Source organism: Pyrinomonadaceae bacterium (genome assembly GCA_036277115.1).
Classification (GTDB): domain Bacteria; phylum Acidobacteriota; class Blastocatellia; order Pyrinomonadales; family Pyrinomonadaceae; genus UBA11740.
Window position 1 is genome coordinate 1 of the sequence record DASUNM010000021.1, and the last position, 17,551, is coordinate 17,551.

At 54.7% G+C, this 17,551-nt stretch carries 18 protein-coding genes and 2 tRNA genes; 12 read left to right on the plus strand and 8 right to left on the minus strand.

Going from position 1 to position 17,551, the window contains the following annotated elements:
• The first annotated feature begins 423 nt into the window (after positions 1-423).
• The 3 genes from VFX97_04290 to VFX97_04300 all read left to right on the plus strand — a co-directional run bounded on the left by VFX97_04290 (position 424) and on the right by VFX97_04300 (position 2,602).
• Positions 424-813 (plus strand): RNA-binding protein, encoded by a 390-nt coding sequence (locus VFX97_04290; protein ID HEX5702415.1) that lies wholly within the window; start codon positions 424-426, stop codon positions 811-813.
• A 153-nt stretch (positions 814-966) separates the two neighbouring features.
• Positions 967-2,190: a DEAD/DEAH box helicase gene (locus VFX97_04295; GenBank protein ID HEX5702416.1), complete on the plus strand. Its 1,224-nt coding sequence runs from the start codon at positions 967-969 to the stop codon at positions 2,188-2,190.
• Between the two features lie 55 nt (positions 2,191-2,245).
• Entirely contained in the window at positions 2,246-2,602 is a 357-nt protein-coding gene (locus VFX97_04300) for a hypothetical protein (protein ID HEX5702417.1), read from the plus strand.
• On the opposite strand, the gene VFX97_04305 is transcribed toward VFX97_04300, so the two are convergent.
• Both VFX97_04305 and VFX97_04310 read right to left on the minus strand, forming a co-directional pair.
• Entirely contained in the window at positions 2,599-4,086 is a 1,488-nt protein-coding gene (locus tag VFX97_04305) for a radical SAM protein (GenBank protein HEX5702418.1), read from the minus strand. The genes VFX97_04300 and VFX97_04305 overlap by 4 nt on opposite strands.
• A gap of 111 nt (positions 4,087-4,197) precedes the next feature.
• On the minus strand, positions 4,198-4,422 hold the full coding sequence (locus VFX97_04310) for a helix-turn-helix transcriptional regulator (GenBank protein ID HEX5702419.1): 225 nt from the start codon (positions 4,420-4,422) through the stop codon (positions 4,198-4,200).
• A 248-nt stretch (positions 4,423-4,670) separates the two neighbouring features.
• On the opposite strand from VFX97_04310, the gene VFX97_04315 reads away from it, so the two are divergent.
• The 8 genes from VFX97_04315 (at position 4,671) to VFX97_04350 (ending at position 9,208) form a co-directional block, all read left to right on the plus strand.
• Positions 4,671-5,084, plus strand: coding sequence for an STAS domain-containing protein (locus tag VFX97_04315; GenBank protein ID HEX5702420.1), 414 nt, complete (start codon positions 4,671-4,673; stop codon positions 5,082-5,084).
• Positions 5,081-5,347, plus strand: coding sequence for a hypothetical protein (locus VFX97_04320; GenBank protein HEX5702421.1), 267 nt, complete (start codon positions 5,081-5,083; stop codon positions 5,345-5,347). Before VFX97_04315 ends, VFX97_04320 begins: the two co-directional genes overlap by 4 nt.
• A gap of 2 nt (positions 5,348-5,349) precedes the next feature.
• Complete coding sequence (locus VFX97_04325) at positions 5,350-6,246, plus strand: fatty acid desaturase (GenBank protein ID HEX5702422.1); 897 nt, start codon at positions 5,350-5,352, stop codon at positions 6,244-6,246.
• Positions 6,247-6,309: 63 nt separating this feature from the next.
• Positions 6,310-6,669, plus strand: coding sequence for a hypothetical protein (locus tag VFX97_04330; protein ID HEX5702423.1), 360 nt, complete (start codon positions 6,310-6,312; stop codon positions 6,667-6,669).
• A 25-nt stretch (positions 6,670-6,694) separates the two neighbouring features.
• A complete protein-coding gene (infA, locus tag VFX97_04335; GenBank protein HEX5702424.1) occupies positions 6,695-6,916 on the plus strand; it encodes a translation initiation factor IF-1 in 222 nt (73 codons plus the stop codon).
• 338 nt (positions 6,917-7,254) lie between these two features.
• Positions 7,255-8,040, plus strand: coding sequence for a Ku protein (locus tag VFX97_04340; protein ID HEX5702425.1), 786 nt, complete (start codon positions 7,255-7,257; stop codon positions 8,038-8,040).
• A 117-nt stretch (positions 8,041-8,157) separates the two neighbouring features.
• Complete coding sequence (locus VFX97_04345) at positions 8,158-9,003, plus strand: Ku protein (protein ID HEX5702426.1); 846 nt, start codon at positions 8,158-8,160, stop codon at positions 9,001-9,003.
• A 58-nt stretch (positions 9,004-9,061) separates the two neighbouring features.
• Positions 9,062-9,208, plus strand: a complete 147-nt coding sequence (locus VFX97_04350; protein ID HEX5702427.1) for a lmo0937 family membrane protein — start codon at positions 9,062-9,064, stop codon at positions 9,206-9,208.
• 305 nt (positions 9,209-9,513) lie between these two features.
• Here VFX97_04350 and VFX97_04355 read toward each other — a convergent pair whose 3' ends face one another.
• The 6 genes from VFX97_04355 to lpxC all read right to left on the minus strand — a co-directional run bounded on the left by VFX97_04355 (position 9,514) and on the right by lpxC (position 14,528).
• Positions 9,514-10,551, minus strand: a complete 1,038-nt coding sequence (locus tag VFX97_04355; protein HEX5702428.1) for a hypothetical protein — start codon at positions 10,549-10,551, stop codon at positions 9,514-9,516.
• 48 nt (positions 10,552-10,599) lie between these two features.
• Entirely contained in the window at positions 10,600-11,286 is a 687-nt protein-coding gene (locus tag VFX97_04360; GenBank protein HEX5702429.1) for a hypothetical protein, read from the minus strand.
• A 688-nt stretch (positions 11,287-11,974) separates the two neighbouring features.
• A tRNA-Cys gene (locus tag VFX97_04365) sits at positions 11,975-12,049 on the minus strand.
• Between the two features lie 143 nt (positions 12,050-12,192).
• A tRNA-Gly gene (locus VFX97_04370) sits at positions 12,193-12,267 on the minus strand.
• A 117-nt stretch (positions 12,268-12,384) separates the two neighbouring features.
• Complete coding sequence (locus VFX97_04375; GenBank protein ID HEX5702430.1) at positions 12,385-13,389, minus strand: hypothetical protein; 1,005 nt, start codon at positions 13,387-13,389, stop codon at positions 12,385-12,387.
• Between the two features lie 257 nt (positions 13,390-13,646).
• Positions 13,647-14,528, minus strand: coding sequence for a UDP-3-O-acyl-N-acetylglucosamine deacetylase (lpxC, locus tag VFX97_04380; protein ID HEX5702431.1), 882 nt, complete (start codon positions 14,526-14,528; stop codon positions 13,647-13,649).
• A gap of 260 nt (positions 14,529-14,788) precedes the next feature.
• On the opposite strand from lpxC, the gene polA reads away from it, so the two are divergent.
• Positions 14,789-17,521 (plus strand): DNA polymerase I, encoded by a 2,733-nt coding sequence (gene polA, locus VFX97_04385; GenBank protein HEX5702432.1) that lies wholly within the window; start codon positions 14,789-14,791, stop codon positions 17,519-17,521.
• Positions 17,522-17,551 lie beyond the last annotated feature (30 nt).

Genomic DNA, 17,551 nt, shown 5'->3' on the forward strand with positions numbered 1-17,551 from the left:
TAGAGTTGTATGACTCACACCCGTCTGCTTTGCCAGCCAGTAGAAGGTACGCTTTTCCCTGGCTAATACTTTGTCGAGTCTGGGCACGATCATAACTGCGAAGTCTATTTACCACATCTAAAATATGTTGTCGACTCGAAATATATTCTGTAGGTGATGCATATACTCTTTTGGGCTTGCAACTGACCCTATCCATAAGGCATCATAGGCTCTGGTTAATCCTTCTCTCGCGCATCAACGGTGATGCGCTCCGCGCATAAAGAGTCAGCGCTGGCGTTTGGATAGTTCGAGAGCAGGCTTGTTTCACACTTCGAAGCCGCTCTTCAAGAGCATCCGAACCTGGTCCTTCGACCGCTACCGTTTCGCCGAAGCCCATCCGATTCGCAGCTTCTTTTTATTCCCAAAGGGAAAAGGTATATCTTTATGTCAACAAAACTTTATGTTGGAAACCTCGCTTTCCAAACCACCAGTCAGGAGCTGCAGGAATTGTTCGCAACGGCCGGCACGGTTGAATCAGCGAGTGTCGTGGAAGACCGCGACACCGGACGTTCGAGAGGGTTCGCCTTCGTCGAAATGTCCACCAAGGAAGAAGCCGCAGCAGCCATCGATCAGTTCAATGGCAAAGAAGTCGGCGGACGCGCCCTGAAAGTCAACGAAGCCAAACCACGCGAGAATCGCAGTGGCGGCGGCGGTGGCGGTCGTGGGTTTGGCGGCAACCGCGGCGGCTTTGGCGGTAATCGTGGTGGTGGTGGCGGTCGCAGCGGCGGCGGCTACGGCGGCGGTGGCGGCGGCAGTCGCGAACCGCGCTGGTAATAAACCAGTCAGCGGTTGAGCAGTGAGCAGTACCTTTGTGTCCCCCGCGGTCTTTCGCGCGAGCGTTAATCATGGCGGACACGGAGGGCTGACCTGTTACTTGCAGTACATACATCTCGGCGACAAATCTGTCGCCCTAAACAAAAGGACTCTATGGATTTTTCTCAACTGGGACTTGCGCCTGCGCAACTGAGCGCTTGCGAGTCTCTCGGATATAACGAACCGACACCTATTCAGCTACAGGCGATTCCTGTCATTCTCAGCGGCCGAGACGTAATCGGCTGTGCCGAAACCGGCACCGGAAAGACGGCCGCATTTTTACTTCCCATTCTGCAGAAGATCAGCGAGCGCGCGCGGCCCGGCCTGCGAGTGCTGGTACTGGCACCCACCCGTGAGCTGGCGCTGCAAATTCAAAAGAATTATGGCGAGCTCAACCTGTCGAAGGACAATCGCAGCGTAATTGCGATCGGTGGCGCAAACATACGAAAACAAATCAGCGAGTTGCGTCGCGGAGCGAGCGTTTTGATCGCTACGCCTGGACGTTTACTCGATCTCACTGAAAGACAAGCGGTCAACCTTTCCACGATCGAGGTATTGGTCCTGGACGAAGCAGATCGCATGCTGGATATGGGATTTCTGCCCGCCATCCGGCGCGTGCTTTCGATGCTGCCTTCAAAACGGCAGACACTTTTGTTTTCCGCGACGATGTCCGGAAACATTGAACAGCTTGCTCGTTCGACGATGAAAGAGCCCAGGTTGATTGAAGTAAATCAACGTGGTCAAGCGGCGACCATGGTCGAACAGACCGTTTACCATGTCGAGCAGCATTCCAAAACAGCGCTCCTGATCGATCTCCTGGAAAAAGAGCGGGAACCGTTCGCCCGCGTGCTCGTGTTTACGCGAACGCGGCGCGGCGCCGAGCGCCTGTCACACATTTTGAAAGCTCGCGATCACAGCGTGGATCGCATTCACGCCGATCGCTCGCAGCCGCAGCGCGAGGCCGCCTTGCGGGAGTTCAGCGACGGTCGCACCCGCGTGTTGGTGGCGACGGACATCGCGGCCCGCGGACTTGATGTTGATTCGGTCTCGCACGTGATTAATTACGACGTGCCGGCCGCGCCGGAAGATTACGTTCACCGCGTCGGCCGCACCGGCAGAGCCGGGAACCAGGGCAAGGCGATTACGATCGTTGCGCCGGTCGACGAGCTGTCAATGCGAGCCATTGAAAGACTGACCGGACAAGCAGTGAAGCGCGTTGTCCCCGAAGGATTTGGGGGAGTGCAGACCGCCTCAGTGTTAGCGGTCAAGCCAATTGCCGGCGCCACGCGGCCGCGAAGCAGCACCATGCGATCGTTTCGACCGCGTCGCGCGAGATAAGAGGGCTATTAACCGTCCAGACGACTAACAGAGAGCATTACTTAGAAGGAGCACCATGGAAGACAAACAGACATTCGCAATCGGAGATCGAGTTGAGCAGATGTGCATCACTTGTGGTGAAGAACGCGGCCACATCGTCGCCTCAATGACTAAGAAGGGCAAGATTACGCGGGTGAGTTGCCCGATCTGCGGCTCGCGCGTTCCTTACAAGAGCGGGACCACGCGGCGAACGTCTAGCAAAGTCGGTGCACCCTACGACCGCGCGCGCACCTATCGCCGTGGACAGGTGCTGATGCATCCGACTTTCGGCGAAGGCGAAGTAACCGCGATCATCGAAACCGGCAAAATGGATGTTTTGTTCGCCGATCGAATGCGGCGGCTGATCCACTCGAGCGTCCAGGCGAGCGTTTAGCTTTCGCTGTACGCGTCGCTTAGTTTGCGAAAGTGATATCCCATCGCTGCCAGGCGCATCGATTCCGCAAATCGATTGCGGTGTTTGAGAAGTGTTTTCGTGAAGAAGCGCCAGAATTCCCGGCGCTCGCGATCGAATACTCCCAGTCTAACTAAAATCCGCGTGAAGGAAGCGAGCGCGTTAAGGGCGTTGTAGTGTGGCCGCTCCACAAACTCGGTCGCTGTTCGCTTCATGGACACGAGAGCCCGCTCGTAATACTCGCGCGGACTATAAATGGTCTGCATGATTCTCTGGTAACCCTGAATCAATAATGCGGGATCCATTATCGTCTTGAAGTTAAGACTGCACACGGTATTGTTTCCGGTAGCATCGTTTCCCAGCAACCTGCCTTCGCGTTCCAGTCTTCTCCACAATTGCGTATCGGGCAGAGCGTTGAGCAAGCCAACCATTGCCAATGGGATGGCGCTCTTGCGAATGAAATCGATCTGGCGCTCAAAGACGTCCAGCGGATCATTATCGAACCCGACAATGAACCCGGCCATGACTTCCATTCCGTAACTCTGAATCTTCTTCACGGAACCGAGTAGGTCGCCGCGGTTCTGCGGCTTCTGGGCTTCCTGCAAGCTCTCTGCGACCGGGGTTTCGATCCCGATGAACACGCGATGGAAGCCCGCATCCCGCATGCTGGCGAGCAAGGCCTCGTCGTCAGCGAGGTTCAGACTGGCTTCGGTGAGAAGTGAAAACGGATAGTCTCGCTCTTTCTGCCATCTGGCGAGCTCGGGCAACAGTTGCCTGACATTCTTTTTGTTGCCGATGAAATTGTCATCAACGACGAACAGGGTGCCGCGCCAACCCAGATCGTACAGCGCCTGGAACTCGGCGACCATCTGTTGATTGCTTTTCGTTCGCGGTACGCGCCCGTAGATTTCAATGATGTCGCAGAATTCGCATGAGAAGGGACAGCCGCGGGAATACTGCACTGACATCGCGCTATAGCGCTTCATGTTAGCGAGTTCAAAATCCGCGAGTGGCGTCGCAGATAGCGGCGGACGCTCAGCAGCCTGGTATGACCGTTTAGCTTCACCGCGCGCCAGGTCCTCGATGAACTGCGGCAAAGTTGTCTCGGCTTCACCGAGAAAAATGTGATCAGCGTCGGGCAGGTCGTGAATCGTCGTCGTTATGTAAGGGCCGCCAATTACTACGCGTTTACCGCGAGCTTTTGCCCGCCGGACGACCTCTCGCAGCGAGTCTTCCTGCACCAACATAGCGGTTGCCATGACCATGTCAGCCCATTCGATATCGGATGTTCGCAGCTTTTCGATATTCAGGTCGACCAGTCGTCTTTCCCACGACGCCGGCAACAAAGCCGACACCGTTAACAGGCCCAAAGGCGGGAAAGCACATCGCTTACCTTCGAAAGGCAGCGCATGGCGAAAACTCCAATATGTATCCGGGAATTCAGGATTGACGAGCAGAACTTTCATCGTTTTCCTCCAGCCTTACCTAATTGTCTTAACCACCGCATGGTCGAACCATGACTGCGCCAGGGGAAAACAAATCCGGTGGGGAGTGGATCATTGAAGGGCGCGCGGACCTTAGCGACGCTGTTTGATCGAACGGTCACGGGTGACTTTTAGCACATCACCTGGCTGACATCCTAAAGCTCGGCAAATACTCTCAAGCGTATTGAAGGTGATTCCCTGAGCCTTGTCCTTTTTCAGACGCCAAAGCGTGGTGTGGCTAACCCCGGTTTCTTTCGCCAGCCAATAAAACGATCGGCCCTGCGCTTTCAATAAGAGATCAATTTGAACTCTGATCATTCCACCTTTTCTTTGTCGAGGGTGCAGCATACACGTTATATCCTGCGACTGTCCAATATTTAATCAACGGCATATATCTCATGTTTGACACACACAAAGCACGCGTGTAGTGTTCTTAAGAGATTGGGTCAAGCTAACTCCATCCGCAGCTCTTCTGGAATTCCCCAGATTATCTGAAGTTAACAGCTCAATTTCGCAAAACGGAAATCGTTGGCGGGGACGTGTGCGTCGCTCACGGGAAAACACTATTGAGCGAACTAGGCATCAGAGAGCGGCAAGTCGGAAGCGTTACCATCCTGCACACGGATGCAATGCTGAGAATCAAGCTGCGTTTCGGCGGAAGCAGTGTGCCGTTGGCCGATGCTGCGGCCGCGCTTCTGGCATCCGGACGAAAACATATCCTGCTGAGTCTTGATGGAGTCAACTCGATCAGTGCGAAGAACCTGGGAGAGTTGGTGGCGACGTACGTGTCAGTAAAGAACGGTGGGGGCCAGTTCAAGTTATTCAACCTGACGCCCACGGTGCGTCAGTTGATGCAGGCGACGAATCTGTTTGCGGTCTTTCAGCTTCACGACACCGAAGCGAACGCTATCAAAAGCTTTCCCGCTGATGCTAGCCAGGCGACCGGTAACGCGATTTCGCAAGAAGCGCAAATAAGATGATCGTCTGTGATTTTTGCGTTAACTTTACGGCAGATGGTGACTGCCGGCTGGGTCTCAAAATTCCGAAGGGCATGAGCTGCCGTGAATTCAATCCGGGGATACAAAAATTCTGCTCTAACCCAGCCGACTTTGTAAGTCGAAACCAGATTGTCCAGATGGCCACCTTCTTTGGTTTCCAGCGGACAGAATTGAAGAAGATTAAAGCAATGGCCGGGGCCGAAGAAATACGTTCGGCGATGGCTTTAGGAGTGGGAAACGTTTGACCATGAAGACAGCGAGTGAAAAAACAGGACCTCCGACGAAGGGACTCAATTGGGGCACGGCGGTTTTTCTTATCATTAGTCATGTGTTGGCGATCGTGGCGCTCTTTTTTTGGAGCTGGCCTGCGCTGATCACAGCAGTAATACTTTATTGGGTAGCCGGCATGCTGGGCGTCGGCATGGGCTATCACCGCCTCATCACCCACCGCGCGTATAAGGTTCCGAAGCCAGTCGAATATTTCCTGGTCACATGTGCAACGCTGTCGCTCGAGGGCGGGCCGATTCAGTGGGTCACGACGCATCGCATTCATCACGCTCATACGGATCGCACAGGCGATCCACATACACCACGCGACGGCGGCTGGTGGGCACATGTCGGTTGGATTCTCCGGGGCGCGGCCCAGGACCACGACCAGGCCACACTCGCGCGCTATGCGCCGGACATGATCAAAAATCGTTACTACGTCTGGCTGACTAAGTATTATTACGTTCCCCTTATCGTGGTGGGCCTGGGCCTGCTCGCGTTCGGTGGATTCGGCGTAATGCTTTGGGGAGTGTTTCTGCGCGTGACCCTGGGTCTTCATGCGACGTGGTTGGTGAACTCCGCCACGCACATGTGGGGAAGAAAGCGTTTCGAAACCGGCGAAGACTCGCGCAACAGTTGGTGGGTGGCGTTACTCACTTTCGGCGAGGGCTGGCATAATAATCATCATGCTCATCCCACTTCAGCGCAACACGGTTTGAAGTGGTACGAGATTGATTTCAATTGGTGGGGCATCCGCGCCCTGCAGTTTCTTGGTCTGGCCCGAAGGATAAAGCGGGTTCGATTCAATTCGACGGCGACGATGTGGCAACTGGTAACCGGCGACAAGAAGCGAAAGCCGTCATATGAAAGAGTCTGAAGAAGCCAAGCCGCGGACCAGGATCATTTGGTCATGTTCCGATTGCGGCACGGTGCTCCCGCTATGGAAAATGAAATGCACGAATTGCGGTCGATTGGCCCTGAGTTGGTTGCACATGATCGTGGCGACGATAGTGTTGGGGCCAGTGCTCTTCATGCTGCTGAAGTTAATTTAGCTGGTCGAAAGATGAACGGTCTGCGAGTTTACGTTAACATTCTGCCCGAGGAACGCGCCACAGACTCGGGTGCGTTTTATAGTCGTCGCGAAAATGGTCCGTTTTATCGGTGGACGCTGGCTGACAGACAGTGGTCGGCTTCTCGTGTATCATCGGCGAGCTTTTCCAGCAAAGATTTGAGCGCGACCAGCTGGAAGCTCGTTCCCACGGCGCTGCAGCGAAGCATCGTCGACCATTATCAAGATTGAGTTTAGTTTTAAGGAGAGATACTGAATGGCTAAAGATGATCTGGTTCCAGCGGAGGGCGTGATAATCGACAAGCAGCCCAACGCTTTTTTTAAGGTAAAGCTCGACAACAGCTCGCACGTGGTGCTGGCTGCGGTGTCGGGCAAGATGCGCAAGCATCGCATTCGCATCCTGGTCGGCGATCGTGTCAGCGTTGAGATGTCGCCCTACGACTTGTCCCGCGGACGCATCACTTATCGATACAAGTAATTCTTCCCTGACGGCAGTTAGTGATCCGAAAAAGGGCCTCCCACCTGCATCGGCTCTATACCTTCCTATTCTTCTTTTCTAAAACCGAATTTGTGGAACTCGAAATGCTCTAAGAGTTCCCGAAGAATGCCAAAACCTAAGAGAAACCGGCCGTGGTGGCTGGAGGAGGACGGCGGAATCTGTCCGGCATGCAGTCAGGCGTATGCATACCAGACGGAGGTTCGTTGCGTGGATTGCGACGGCCCGCTGTGCGTAATGTGCGTCGAGACGACCATCGAAATCGAGATTCGTTGTTCAAGTTGTACGCCGTGTGAGACGGCTAAAACTGCGAGGGCATGATGGCTGCGCGAGCAATCTGGAAAGGGAATCTGAAACTGGCGGCTACGAAGCTGCCGGTAAAGTTGTACTCGGCCGTCAAGGACCAGACTGTGCGGTTTCATGTTCTCGATGTTAAGAGCAAAACCCGCGTCAAGCAGCACATGATAAATCCTGAGACGGGCGACGAAGTCTCTAAGGAAGAAATTCAGAAAGGCTTCGAAGTCGAGCCGGGCACGTTCGTGATTCTTGACGAGAAAGAATTGGAGAGTCTTGAGCCGGAAGCTTCGCGCGACATTGAGGTTGAGCAGTTTGTGCCGCCCGAAGGAATTCCGCCGGAGTATTACGACCGGCCTTATTATCTTGCGCCGGACGGCGACGCGGCGGCGTACTTCGCGCTCGTTGAAGCGTTACAAAACAAGAATCGTGAAGGTGTGGTGCGTTGGGTAATGCGGAAACAAGTTTATGTCGGCGCTTTGCGGGCTGAGGACGACCATTTGGTGCTGCTCACACTACGAAACGCGGAAGAAGTCTTGTCTGCAAAAGATTTGCCGCGTCCCGCCGGCCGCGCGCCGGAAAAGAAAGAACTGAACATGGCCAAACAGCTAGTCGAACTCCTGAAAGGCGAATTCGATCCGAAGGACTATAAAGACGAGTATCGCGCGCGGGTGATGGAGTTTGTCGAGAAGAAAGCCAAAGGTCACAAGCCGCGATTGCAACTGGTGAAGTCGAAGAAGCATTCAACGTCGCTCGACAAGGTTCTGTCGAAGAGTATCGAAGCACTGAAGAAGCAGAAGAAAGCAGCGTAGCGAGCGCAGTGGGCCGTGAGCAATGAGTGTCAGTAACCGCAGTAGCGGGTGGGTGCAGCCCGACCGTGAGGGAGGGCGCAGATCAATTCATTAGTCCGCGAAGCGGGCGAAAGACAGATGGCAGGTAAGAAAGCAACAAAGAAACGCCAGAGCGCTGACGATGAATCTCAAGCTCGTTCCGCGCGGCCATTCTGGTCAGGCACGTTGACGTTTGGCTTAGTCAGTGTCCCGGTTGATCTCTACCCCGGCACGCGCACTAACCGTGCGCCGCTGCGGATGCTTGGGCCAGACGGCCAACCGCTTTCGCGTCGCTATTTCTCGCAAAAGACCGAGAAGGATCTTGAAGACGATGAAATGATTCGCGGCTATGAATTCGACAAAGAGAAATACGTTCCGGTGACCGACGAAGAACTGGAACGGCTTGCGCCAGACAGCAGCCGCGACATCGACTTGCGACGATTCGTCGATTTGCAGTCGATTCCTCCGCTGTACTTTGACCGTTCATACTTTCTTGTTCCATCTGAAGGCTCTGAGAAGGCCTATAGGCTGCTAACTGCCACGATGGAGAATGAAGGCCTCGCCGGCATCGCGACTTTCGTAATGCGCGGCAAGGAATACCTGGTGACCATATTTCCTGAGAATGAAATCATGCGCGCTGAGACGATGCGCTTTCCGGACGAAATCCGATCGGTAAAAGAAATTGATCTGCCCGAAAAGAAGAAGGTGCCGGCGGCGACCGTGAAGAAGTTCGAGAACTTCATTGCCAAACACTCAGACAAGCGCCTATCATTGAAAGAACTTAAAGACGAAAAGACTGCGCAACTACTCAAGCTCGTCGAGAAGAAACGCAAACAGCACAAGGACGTCGTCGAAGTCGAAGAGACCGAACGCGACGAAGGGAAAGTCGTTGACTTGATGGAAGTGTTGAAGAAGAGCCTCGCCAGAAAACGTAAGGCGGCCTAATTAGCAGTAAAGTCGGAATCCCGACGTGTCGGGATGGCGATACAAAGGAGAAAAACCTATGTTGTGGACGATTCTAGTGATCATCCTGATTCTGTGGTTGGTTGGCTTCCTGGCTAAGGTTGGCGGTGGCTTGGTGCACCTGCTATTGGTCATCGCGCTCGTCGTGCTGGTCATTCAGCTGGTAACCGGCCGGCGCGCAGTTTAGCGGCGCACTCCGTAGAATCGCGTGCGCCAAAGACAGCCGCACGCTAGTTTTAAAATCAACTTGCCGGGGTTGCTCGACGCTGATATAGGTCGGCGCTCATGAGCTACCCCTACGGCCAATACCGCTGTCCCTATTGCGGCACAAATCAACCATCGTTTACCGTCAGTAAGATTAGCAGCGGCGGTTGGTCGTGTTCGCGTTAATGCTGCTTTTCTGTTTCCCGCTATTCTGGATTGGGTTGTTGATGAAGGAAACCAGCCAGGTTCTCACCCTGCGCCGCCCTTGGTTCAAATGATGAACACTCATCACTGCGTGCGCAAGAATACGTCCCAAGCCCAGCGTCCGACTTTGGAATGCTGGCTGTCGGCAACTTCCGCCCGATACTTAAACTGATTACCGTGTTCGTCAGTTTTCTTTGAAAGCTTGTAATCCAGGCCGATTGATTCAACGGCCAGTTCAGTCAGTGTGTACAATTCCCCAGCCTCCGAAATGCCATTGTGATTCGTGTCCTGCCACAGTCGTAAGCTAGTGAAGATTGGGTCGCGTGAATCAATCACGCCGTCGCTGTTGCCACCGCTTACTGGTTTATCAAATACTGCAAGCGCCAGGAAACCGTTCTTCCCAACACCAGCACGAGGTGTTGGCTGCGGCGTGTAGTTGCCGAACAATTCTGCGCCGTCATCGATTAGTCCATTACCGTTGCGGTCCAGCGCCAGCCAAGCGTCGTCTGAGCCTTGTATCGTCCATGCCGTTTTTTCAGCAGCGCCGTTCTTATTCACATCAAAGTTGACTCCACCTGGGGCGTTAGTTAAGTCAAACCCGTTACCTAGCACGTCGATAAGAATCGGGCTCGATACGCAGGTGCCGTAAGAATCTACGCAGCAACAGCATTCTAAACTCCCCCAAGTACCGGGTTCGCATTCTGGCATGAAATTGCCGCCCTCACATCCGCCACCGGCACAACCACCGCCGCTCGGCGGACTTTCCTGACACTCGTTGGTAGTGTAGTTCCAATAGTACCCGTTATCCTCGCACTCTTCTTCCGCGATAGGCTGGTCTCTACACCAGATGAATTCCACCCCAGGAGGGGTGCAACGATCAATGTAAGGATCACTAAAGCCGCAGAGTAAAAATCCCGCTGACCAGCGACACCGTGTGACATCGCACGCCAACGGGCCTTCGTTACAACTTCGATGCGTAAATTGTATTACCTCTCCGACGCCGCAGTTTTTGTAACAATTCGGATCATTTGGTGGCGGTGGATTAAACGATCCAGCGCTGAGGGCGCTGTAGGTAAAGCCAACGGTCGCCGATAAAGTCGCAGCAAGGATTAGACTCTTCATTTTTCACTCTCCTCAAATCGATCCGGCCGTTTACCCTACTGCGCACTATTACTGAGGCTTCGCCTTCAGGCGCTTGTACTCATCATCGGCTTCCTGAAAGGCTTTCCTGGACTTTTCGTCGCAACCTGGTGCCTCCTTATTGGGACCTAATAGCCTCTCGGAGGGCAGGACTTCACGGTAGTGTGCTGGAACATCGAACAAACTTGGATCCGGCTCGCCGGCAACGAGCGCAACCAATTCTTTTTCGCTTACCTCCGTGGCGCTAAACTGCCACCTTTCTTTCACGGGAGCACAACCATAATCCAGCGCATACCATGAAGTGATGATGCCCGCAACAATTTTGGCGGTTCGATATCCGGCGATTGTCTCTTCGCCTACAAACGTATCCGATGGCGGGGAAGTCATGGGCGTTCCGGCTAGCGAATTGACACACATGGAACTAGGGTCCCGCTGCGAATCGAGGGGTTTGTAATTCTTTTTTCTAATCGAACTCTTGGTATTGGTTTGATCGTTAGTGTCCACTTGGAAGCCCGAAGCGAGATAGATGATCCGTTGTAAACCTTTACCGCGTAATCGCATCATCCTCGACCCGTCCGAGCGAACGGCGTAGGTGTATTCAGGCCCTTCCGTTGTCGTGCCGTCCGGTCCGCGAACAGTCTCTCTCAACGTGACCGCATAGGGAATAGGTCTGCGAACCGCCGCGCCAACCGTGCGTGGGCCAATTCGAGTTTTCATATGTAAGTGGAGTAAGCGACCCGCCTGCGCTGCAACAGCGATGACGACGACAAACAAAAGACACCGCAAGATGCTTGTCCACTTTAAGAAGCGTTTCATTGGCATGTGGTCCCCCTCTGCGGAACCCGATAATGCGCCGGGCTAGTGCTGATTGTGATGGTGAGCGGCTGACCACCGGAGACATCCGATGATGTGAGCGGCAGGGAGCCGATTAATGCGCGCCAGTATAAAGGCTGTTTGGAACATGTCAAGGATTCTGTAGAGGTTGATGCCGATTCGGTTGGAAAAGAGATGCCGATTCGGTTGGAAAAGAAAGGGGCGGCGCGCGCTTCAGAGTTAACGCCGCCCTTGTCTCAAGGATTGAGGCCATCACGAATCCGAGACAGATGTTCAGTTCTGAACGCCGACTATCTTAACCCCAGCGTCTGATGCAGAAGTCGCCCCCAATCCCGACTTTTGCCAAGAGCCGCGTCAACTCAAAATCTCCGCAGCGGTTACGATTGAATTGCATCGTATGCGACCAATTAGATCGTGGTTGAATTTACCGGCTCTCTAGCCTCTTTCATCATTGTCCCGGTTGGTTGTTCAAACGCCTGCAAAAACAGCCCGATTGAGTAAGACTACTACAATTCCTACTACACACTGGTTTTCGAAGTTTTAACGAGAAGCGCTAAGTTGTTGAAGGATTTGGAGGCGGCGATCGGAATCGAACCGATGAATAAAGGTTTTGCAGACCTCTGCCTTACCACTTGGCTACGCCGCCATTAAGCATGAAAAAGCGGAAGGATGAAGATTCACATTTTCAGTTTGCAGTCTTCAGCCCTAACCGCAACTTAGCGGTTGCAACACTGAAAACCGAAAACTGAAAACCGATTCTTCATCCTTCCGCTTTCGTTCTCGAAATTTTGGAGCGGGAGACGAGATTTGAACTCGCGACCCTCGCCTTGGCAAGGCGATGCTCTACCACTGAGCTACTCCCGCTCTATCAAAGAAATTCGATTCTAATGATTGAGGATGCGTTGTCAAGGTGGGTGGCACAGACTCTAGTCTGCGATTCGGCGCGAAGAATCAAAGACTGAAGTCTGTGCCACGAACCTACTACTGCGGCAAAGGCTTGGCCAGAACACCTGCGATTAGCTCGTTCAGTCCCGCGTCCGAGTTGTTGTTGCGGAACTTGTAGAAGTTGGTGAGCTGCGTCGTCCACTGAGCTTTCGCTGCCTGGTTCTGCGGATTCGTCCCCGCCAGCGCAACGGCGCGCGCGTAGGCGTCGATCATCTTGTCCACGACCTTATTGACGCCGTCCAAGGCAGCCTTACTCTCCGGCGACTCAGGCTGATTTCCAAATCGCTTCGTGAAATCCTCCGACAACCGCTTGTACGGACCGTTCTGGTAGGCCAGCGCCAGCAAAGAATACGTGGTCGGTGAGTTCCGCCGATCAGCGTCGACCTGCGCAGCCTTAATGAAGTGGGGAACAGCCGAATCCGGCGTCGGCTTCAACGCGTAAAAGCCAAGCGCGTAATGTAATGATCCGAGGACGTCCTCCTTGCTCTTGAACGGCGCCCACACTGCGCCGCCGCCTTCACCAACCGGAGTCTTACCGGACTCAATCAGCTGAATCGCCTTGGCGGCGTGTATTCCCGCCTCGGCGTTGAAGGCTTCGTTTCGCTCGGCGCTCGCAGCCACCGCGCCATAGCCCAAGGCAATCAAGACCCGTAGGTTATTAGGATTATCAGTTAAAACCGGAGTCGCCAGACTGTACGCCTTGGCATAGTTCTTTACGGTAAAGCTGCCCAGCAGTTGCTGCTCTCGGTCCGCGCGCTCAGCGGCCATACGCGCCGTCCGCTCGTCCTCTTCATAAGCCGCCATCCACACCTTCAGGTAACGCGTGTACTGATCGTCTTCCTTGCTGTAACGCTGCATGTAATCCCGGGCAGCCTGGTAGGCGACCGTCGGGTTGGGGACCCGATTGTCCCAGAACTGCTTGTAGACGGTGACTTTTACCTCGTCATCAGTGACGACAGGTTGTTGGTTGCGGGCGGATTGCGGTTGAGCAAAAGCCGGAACGGCCACTAATAGAACCACGAGAATTAAGCTGAGTTTCATGTGATTGAAGAACCCTCCGAATCAATTAGCCAGAGTTAGATGCCGGAAATCTAACGAGCGTTTGGCGGAAATTTATTGTAGCAGAAAGTAACAACCCCGGGGATGGCGGGACTGGAGCGCAATCGTCCCGCTTAAAATCCTAATACTTATGTTTAGAGTCGGGCTACCGCCCGACTATTTGCGGGCGGGCAGTAGCCCACCTCTAAACGACAGTCAGCATGGTTCCGACATGCGAGACGCTTGCGCTCCAGTCTCGGTCAACCGGCGGTGACCGCGGCGGGCGCCCGGACCGGCAGGTCGACAATCTCCCAGGCCTTTCGATTCCGCAGCAATGAAGACATCAAGGCGGCGTGCAACAGGTGGCCGCTCCGTTCAGCCTTGACTCGTCCCTGCAGCGTCATTCCCAACAGCGCGAAATCGCCAATGATGTCGAGAATCTTGTGACGGACGAATTCGTCGGAGAATCGCAGCCCGGTCTCATTCAGCATTCCCGTTTTGGTAAGCACGATCGCATTCTCAAGCGAGCCGCCACGGATCAGGTTTGCGCGTCGCAAGGCTTCGACTTCTTCGATAAACCCGAAGGTTCGTGCCGAAGCGATATCGCGGCCAAATGATCCATTCTCGAGCACCAGCCGGCGATGCTGAATTCCAATCATGGGGTGCTGAAAATCGATCAAGCAATCGATTTCATAAGTTTCGGCAGGCTCCAGGCTGATGCGGCGATTGCCCGATTCGACAGTCACGCGTTCTCTGACCATCAGCGCGCGCCGCGCCGTTGATTGTTCGGCGACGCCGGCAGACTCGATCATCTCAGCGAACGTTTCTGCCGAGCCGTCCATGATGGGAATCTCCAGGTTATCAACGTCCACGTAAGCGTTGTCTACCCCGCAGCCACGGAGCGCCGACAACAGGTGCTCGACGGTCGAAAGCATCACGCCCGTGCGCATCAACGTCGTCGCGTAACTGCAGTGTGCGACGGACTCCACAGTTGCCGGAATTTCAAAGCCGCCCAGATCCGTGCGCCGGAACACATAACCTGTGTCCGGCGGCGCAGGCATCAAGCTCACCGTCACCGGCACGGCGGTGTGAAGTCCAATCCCTTTAGTTGAAACAGGTGCAGCGAGAGTCGTTTGCTTCATTCGTGGTGGTGTCGCATGGAAGTTAACTACGCCGAGCCGTATTGATGTGCAAGGCTCATGCCTGCATTGACGTGCGTTGATTGCACGCCTTCATCGATCGTGTTGTTGCGTCGTGGCGACGGTGCCTGATCTAAATCGCAGCATTCACGCCACGCGCCTGGCGGGCGTTAGCCCGCCTCTAAACAGAGTGATAGATGTTATGCGTCGCACAAACAGCCGCTTGCCTTACTCAAAACTGAACCCTATGATCAAATTCGATCATGCCGAAAACAGAATCCCCTGCCGACGCGCAGCCGGCCGAGCGAGTCTTTCTCATCGACTCGATGTCGCACATCTTCCGCGCTTTTTACGCGCCGATGGTGAATCGCGCCGCGCCGCTTATGACTGCCAAAGGGCAGACGACGGGTGCCGTTTACATCTTCACGAACATGCTGCGCAAACTCATCCAGGACGAGCAGCCGAAATACATTGCCGCGATTTTCGAGTCGAAAGAGAAAACGTTTCGCCACGAGGCATACGCGGATTACAAAGCGACGCGCACAGAAATGCCCGACGACCTGGCGTCTCAACTTCCTTACATCCGCAGGCTATGTGAAGCGTACAACGTGCCGATGATCAGCCTTTCCGGTTACGAAGCCGACGACGTGATCGGAACGCTGGCGGTGAAAGCGGCAGAGAAAGGCCTGAAATCAGTCATCGTTTCGAATGACAAGGACATGTGCCAGCTCGTGCGTGATCCATGGATTGTCGCGATGCGGCAGAACTCGCAGGTCGTGAAACGCAGAGAGCCCGTGCCGCCAATCGAATGGTGCGACGAAGGCTGGGTGCTAAAGAAGTTCGGCGTGCCGGCGGCCAAGCTCGTCGATTTACTCGGGCTGATGGGCGATTCGATCGACAACATTCCGGGCGCGCCCGGCGTTGGTCCGAAGGGCGCTGTGCAAATTATTCAGGAGTTTGGATCGATCGAAAACGCGCTCGAACACTGGGAAGAAATAAAAAACAAACGTTATCGCGAATCGCTGCGCGACAATGCCGATCTGATACGACAGTCGCGCGAGCTGGCGCAGATCAGAACCGATCTCGACGTTGAATTGGATCTTGAACTACTAGAACGTCGCCCACCGGATCGCGCCGCTGCGTATGATTTGTTTCGTGAACTTGAGTTCGCCAACCTTACCCAGGAATTTGCTGATGGCGCGGTCGCCAGCGCGCGCATTACGGCCGAGCGCGATTACCGGCAGATTCGGAACAAAGCTGAGCTTGACGCTCTAATTCAGAATCTTTGGCAGGCGGAAACTGTCGGGTTCGCGGTATCAAACACCACGCCGGCCGGAGCTGGTCAGCAGCAGAGCACTCGCGACGATCATGGCGCGCGGGGCATCGCGTTTTCGGCGACGGGAGGCAAGTCAGCATTCGTCGATTTCGAGAGCTTTGCCGAAGGCAAGGACACCGCGGTGGCTTCCATGCGCGAACTGTTCGCCAACGGCTTGCTTGAGAAGTCCGTCCACGACTACAAGCGCGCGACGGCTCTGTTAACGCCGTTGGGAATTGAACTCGCCGGGATTGCGGACGACACGCTGCTGGCGGCTTACATGATCGATCCGACGCGCAGCCGATACGACCTCGTTGATCTGGCGCGTGACACAGTTGGCATTGAAGGCGGCGGCCCGCCTCACGACGGTTGGAGTGAAAGCGGTTGGCAGGCAGTCGAAGTTGCGGACTTAACGGCCCAGGTTGCCACTGTTCTGCGGCAGCGAATTGATGAAAAGGACCTCGGCACCATCTATCGCGACGTCGAATTGCCGCTCGCCCCGCTGCTTTACCGGATGGAACGCGCGGGTATGCGCATCGACATTGCAGTGCTGGCTGAGTTATCAGGCCGGCTGGGCGAACAATTAGAAAGTCTGACTGATAGGATCTGTCAGATGGCTGGGCGCGAGTTCAATATCAATTCGCCGAAGCAAGTCGCAGAGTGCTTCGAGGCTATGAACATCATCTCCGGTCGCAAGACATCGACCGGTCGTGTCTCTACCAGCAAAGCCGTGCTCGAGGAACTGGCACTCACGCATGAACTACCGCGTTTGATTATCGAATACCGTGAACTGGAGAAATTGAAGAGCGTCTACACCGACGCGCTGCCGCATCAGGTCGCTGCCGACGGCCGAATTCACGGACAACTCAACCAGACAGTTGCCGCCACCGGGCGGCTTTCCGCGAGCGATCCGAATTTGCAGAATATTCCGATTCGCACCGAGCTCGGCCGTGAGATTCGCCGCGCCTTCGTCCCGGAAAAAGGAAACAAGCTAATCTCGGCCGATTACTCACAACTGGAATTGCGACTGCTCGCGCACATGACACGCGACGAAGTGATGCTCGACGCATTCCAAAAGGGCGACGACATCCACAATCGCACTTCGCGTTTGGTCTTCCGCGCCAAGACTGATGCGGAACTGAAAGAGGCCCGGCGTTTCTCAAAGATTGTGAACTTCGCAATCGCCTACGCGATCGAGCCCTGGGGTTTGTCACAGCGTGTTGGTATCTCGCGCCAGGAAGCACGCAAAGTGATCGACGATTATTACGCGACGTACAAAGGCGTGCGACGCTATATGGAAGAGATTCCTGTGCAGGCGCGTGAACAGGGCTATGTCCGCTCGCTGTACGGACGCATTCGTCCGTTGGCGGGCATCAACGATCGCAATGCGAACATCCGCCGCGCCGCTGAACGCGAGGCCATCAACATGCCGATTCAGGGCACGGCGAGCGATATTGTAAAGATGGCCATGCTTCGGGCCGATGAAGCTTTTCGGCGTGAGAAGTTGAATGCCGAGATGTTGATGCAGGTGCATGACGAGCTTTTGATCGAATGCTCGGCTGAGGATGCTGAGAAGGTGGCCGCCACTCTGAAACGGGAAATGGAAAACGTGGTCGAACTGGACGTGCCTCTCATTGCCGAAGCAGGTATTGGCGACGATTGGATGTCAGCTAAGAAATAGTGCGCAGTGGGCAGTGAGCTGTGGGCAGGT

Coding starts and splice junctions, on each gene's coding strand:
- VFX97_04305 (HEX5702418.1), bottom strand. CDS start 4,086: ATGAAAGTTCTGCTCGTCAATCCTGAATTCCCGGATACATATTGGAGT.
- VFX97_04310 (HEX5702419.1), bottom strand. CDS start 4,422: ATGATCAGAGTTCAAATTGATCTCTTATTGAAAGCGCAGGGCCGATCG.
- infA (HEX5702424.1), top strand. CDS start 6,695: ATGGCTAAAGATGATCTGGTTCCAGCGGAGGGCGTGATAATCGACAAG.
- VFX97_04300 (HEX5702417.1), top strand. CDS start 2,246: ATGGAAGACAAACAGACATTCGCAATCGGAGATCGAGTTGAGCAGATG.
- VFX97_04330 (HEX5702423.1), top strand. CDS start 6,310: ATGGAAAATGAAATGCACGAATTGCGGTCGATTGGCCCTGAGTTGGTT.
- VFX97_04290 (HEX5702415.1), top strand. CDS start 424: ATGTCAACAAAACTTTATGTTGGAAACCTCGCTTTCCAAACCACCAGT.
- lpxC (HEX5702431.1), bottom strand. CDS start 14,528: ATGAAGCAAACGACTCTCGCTGCACCTGTTTCAACTAAAGGGATTGGA.
- VFX97_04295 (HEX5702416.1), top strand. CDS start 967: ATGGATTTTTCTCAACTGGGACTTGCGCCTGCGCAACTGAGCGCTTGC.
- VFX97_04320 (HEX5702421.1), top strand. CDS start 5,081: ATGATCGTCTGTGATTTTTGCGTTAACTTTACGGCAGATGGTGACTGC.
- VFX97_04375 (HEX5702430.1), bottom strand. CDS start 13,389: ATGAAACTCAGCTTAATTCTCGTGGTTCTATTAGTGGCCGTTCCGGCT.
- VFX97_04350 (HEX5702427.1), top strand. CDS start 9,062: ATGTTGTGGACGATTCTAGTGATCATCCTGATTCTGTGGTTGGTTGGC.
- polA (HEX5702432.1), top strand. CDS start 14,789: ATGCCGAAAACAGAATCCCCTGCCGACGCGCAGCCGGCCGAGCGAGTC.
- VFX97_04360 (HEX5702429.1), bottom strand. CDS start 11,286: ATGAAAACTCGAATTGGCCCACGCACGGTTGGCGCGGCGGTTCGCAGA.
- VFX97_04340 (HEX5702425.1), top strand. CDS start 7,255: ATGGCTGCGCGAGCAATCTGGAAAGGGAATCTGAAACTGGCGGCTACG.
- VFX97_04325 (HEX5702422.1), top strand. CDS start 5,350: ATGAAGACAGCGAGTGAAAAAACAGGACCTCCGACGAAGGGACTCAAT.
- VFX97_04345 (HEX5702426.1), top strand. CDS start 8,158: ATGGCAGGTAAGAAAGCAACAAAGAAACGCCAGAGCGCTGACGATGAA.
- VFX97_04355 (HEX5702428.1), bottom strand. CDS start 10,551: ATGAAGAGTCTAATCCTTGCTGCGACTTTATCGGCGACCGTTGGCTTT.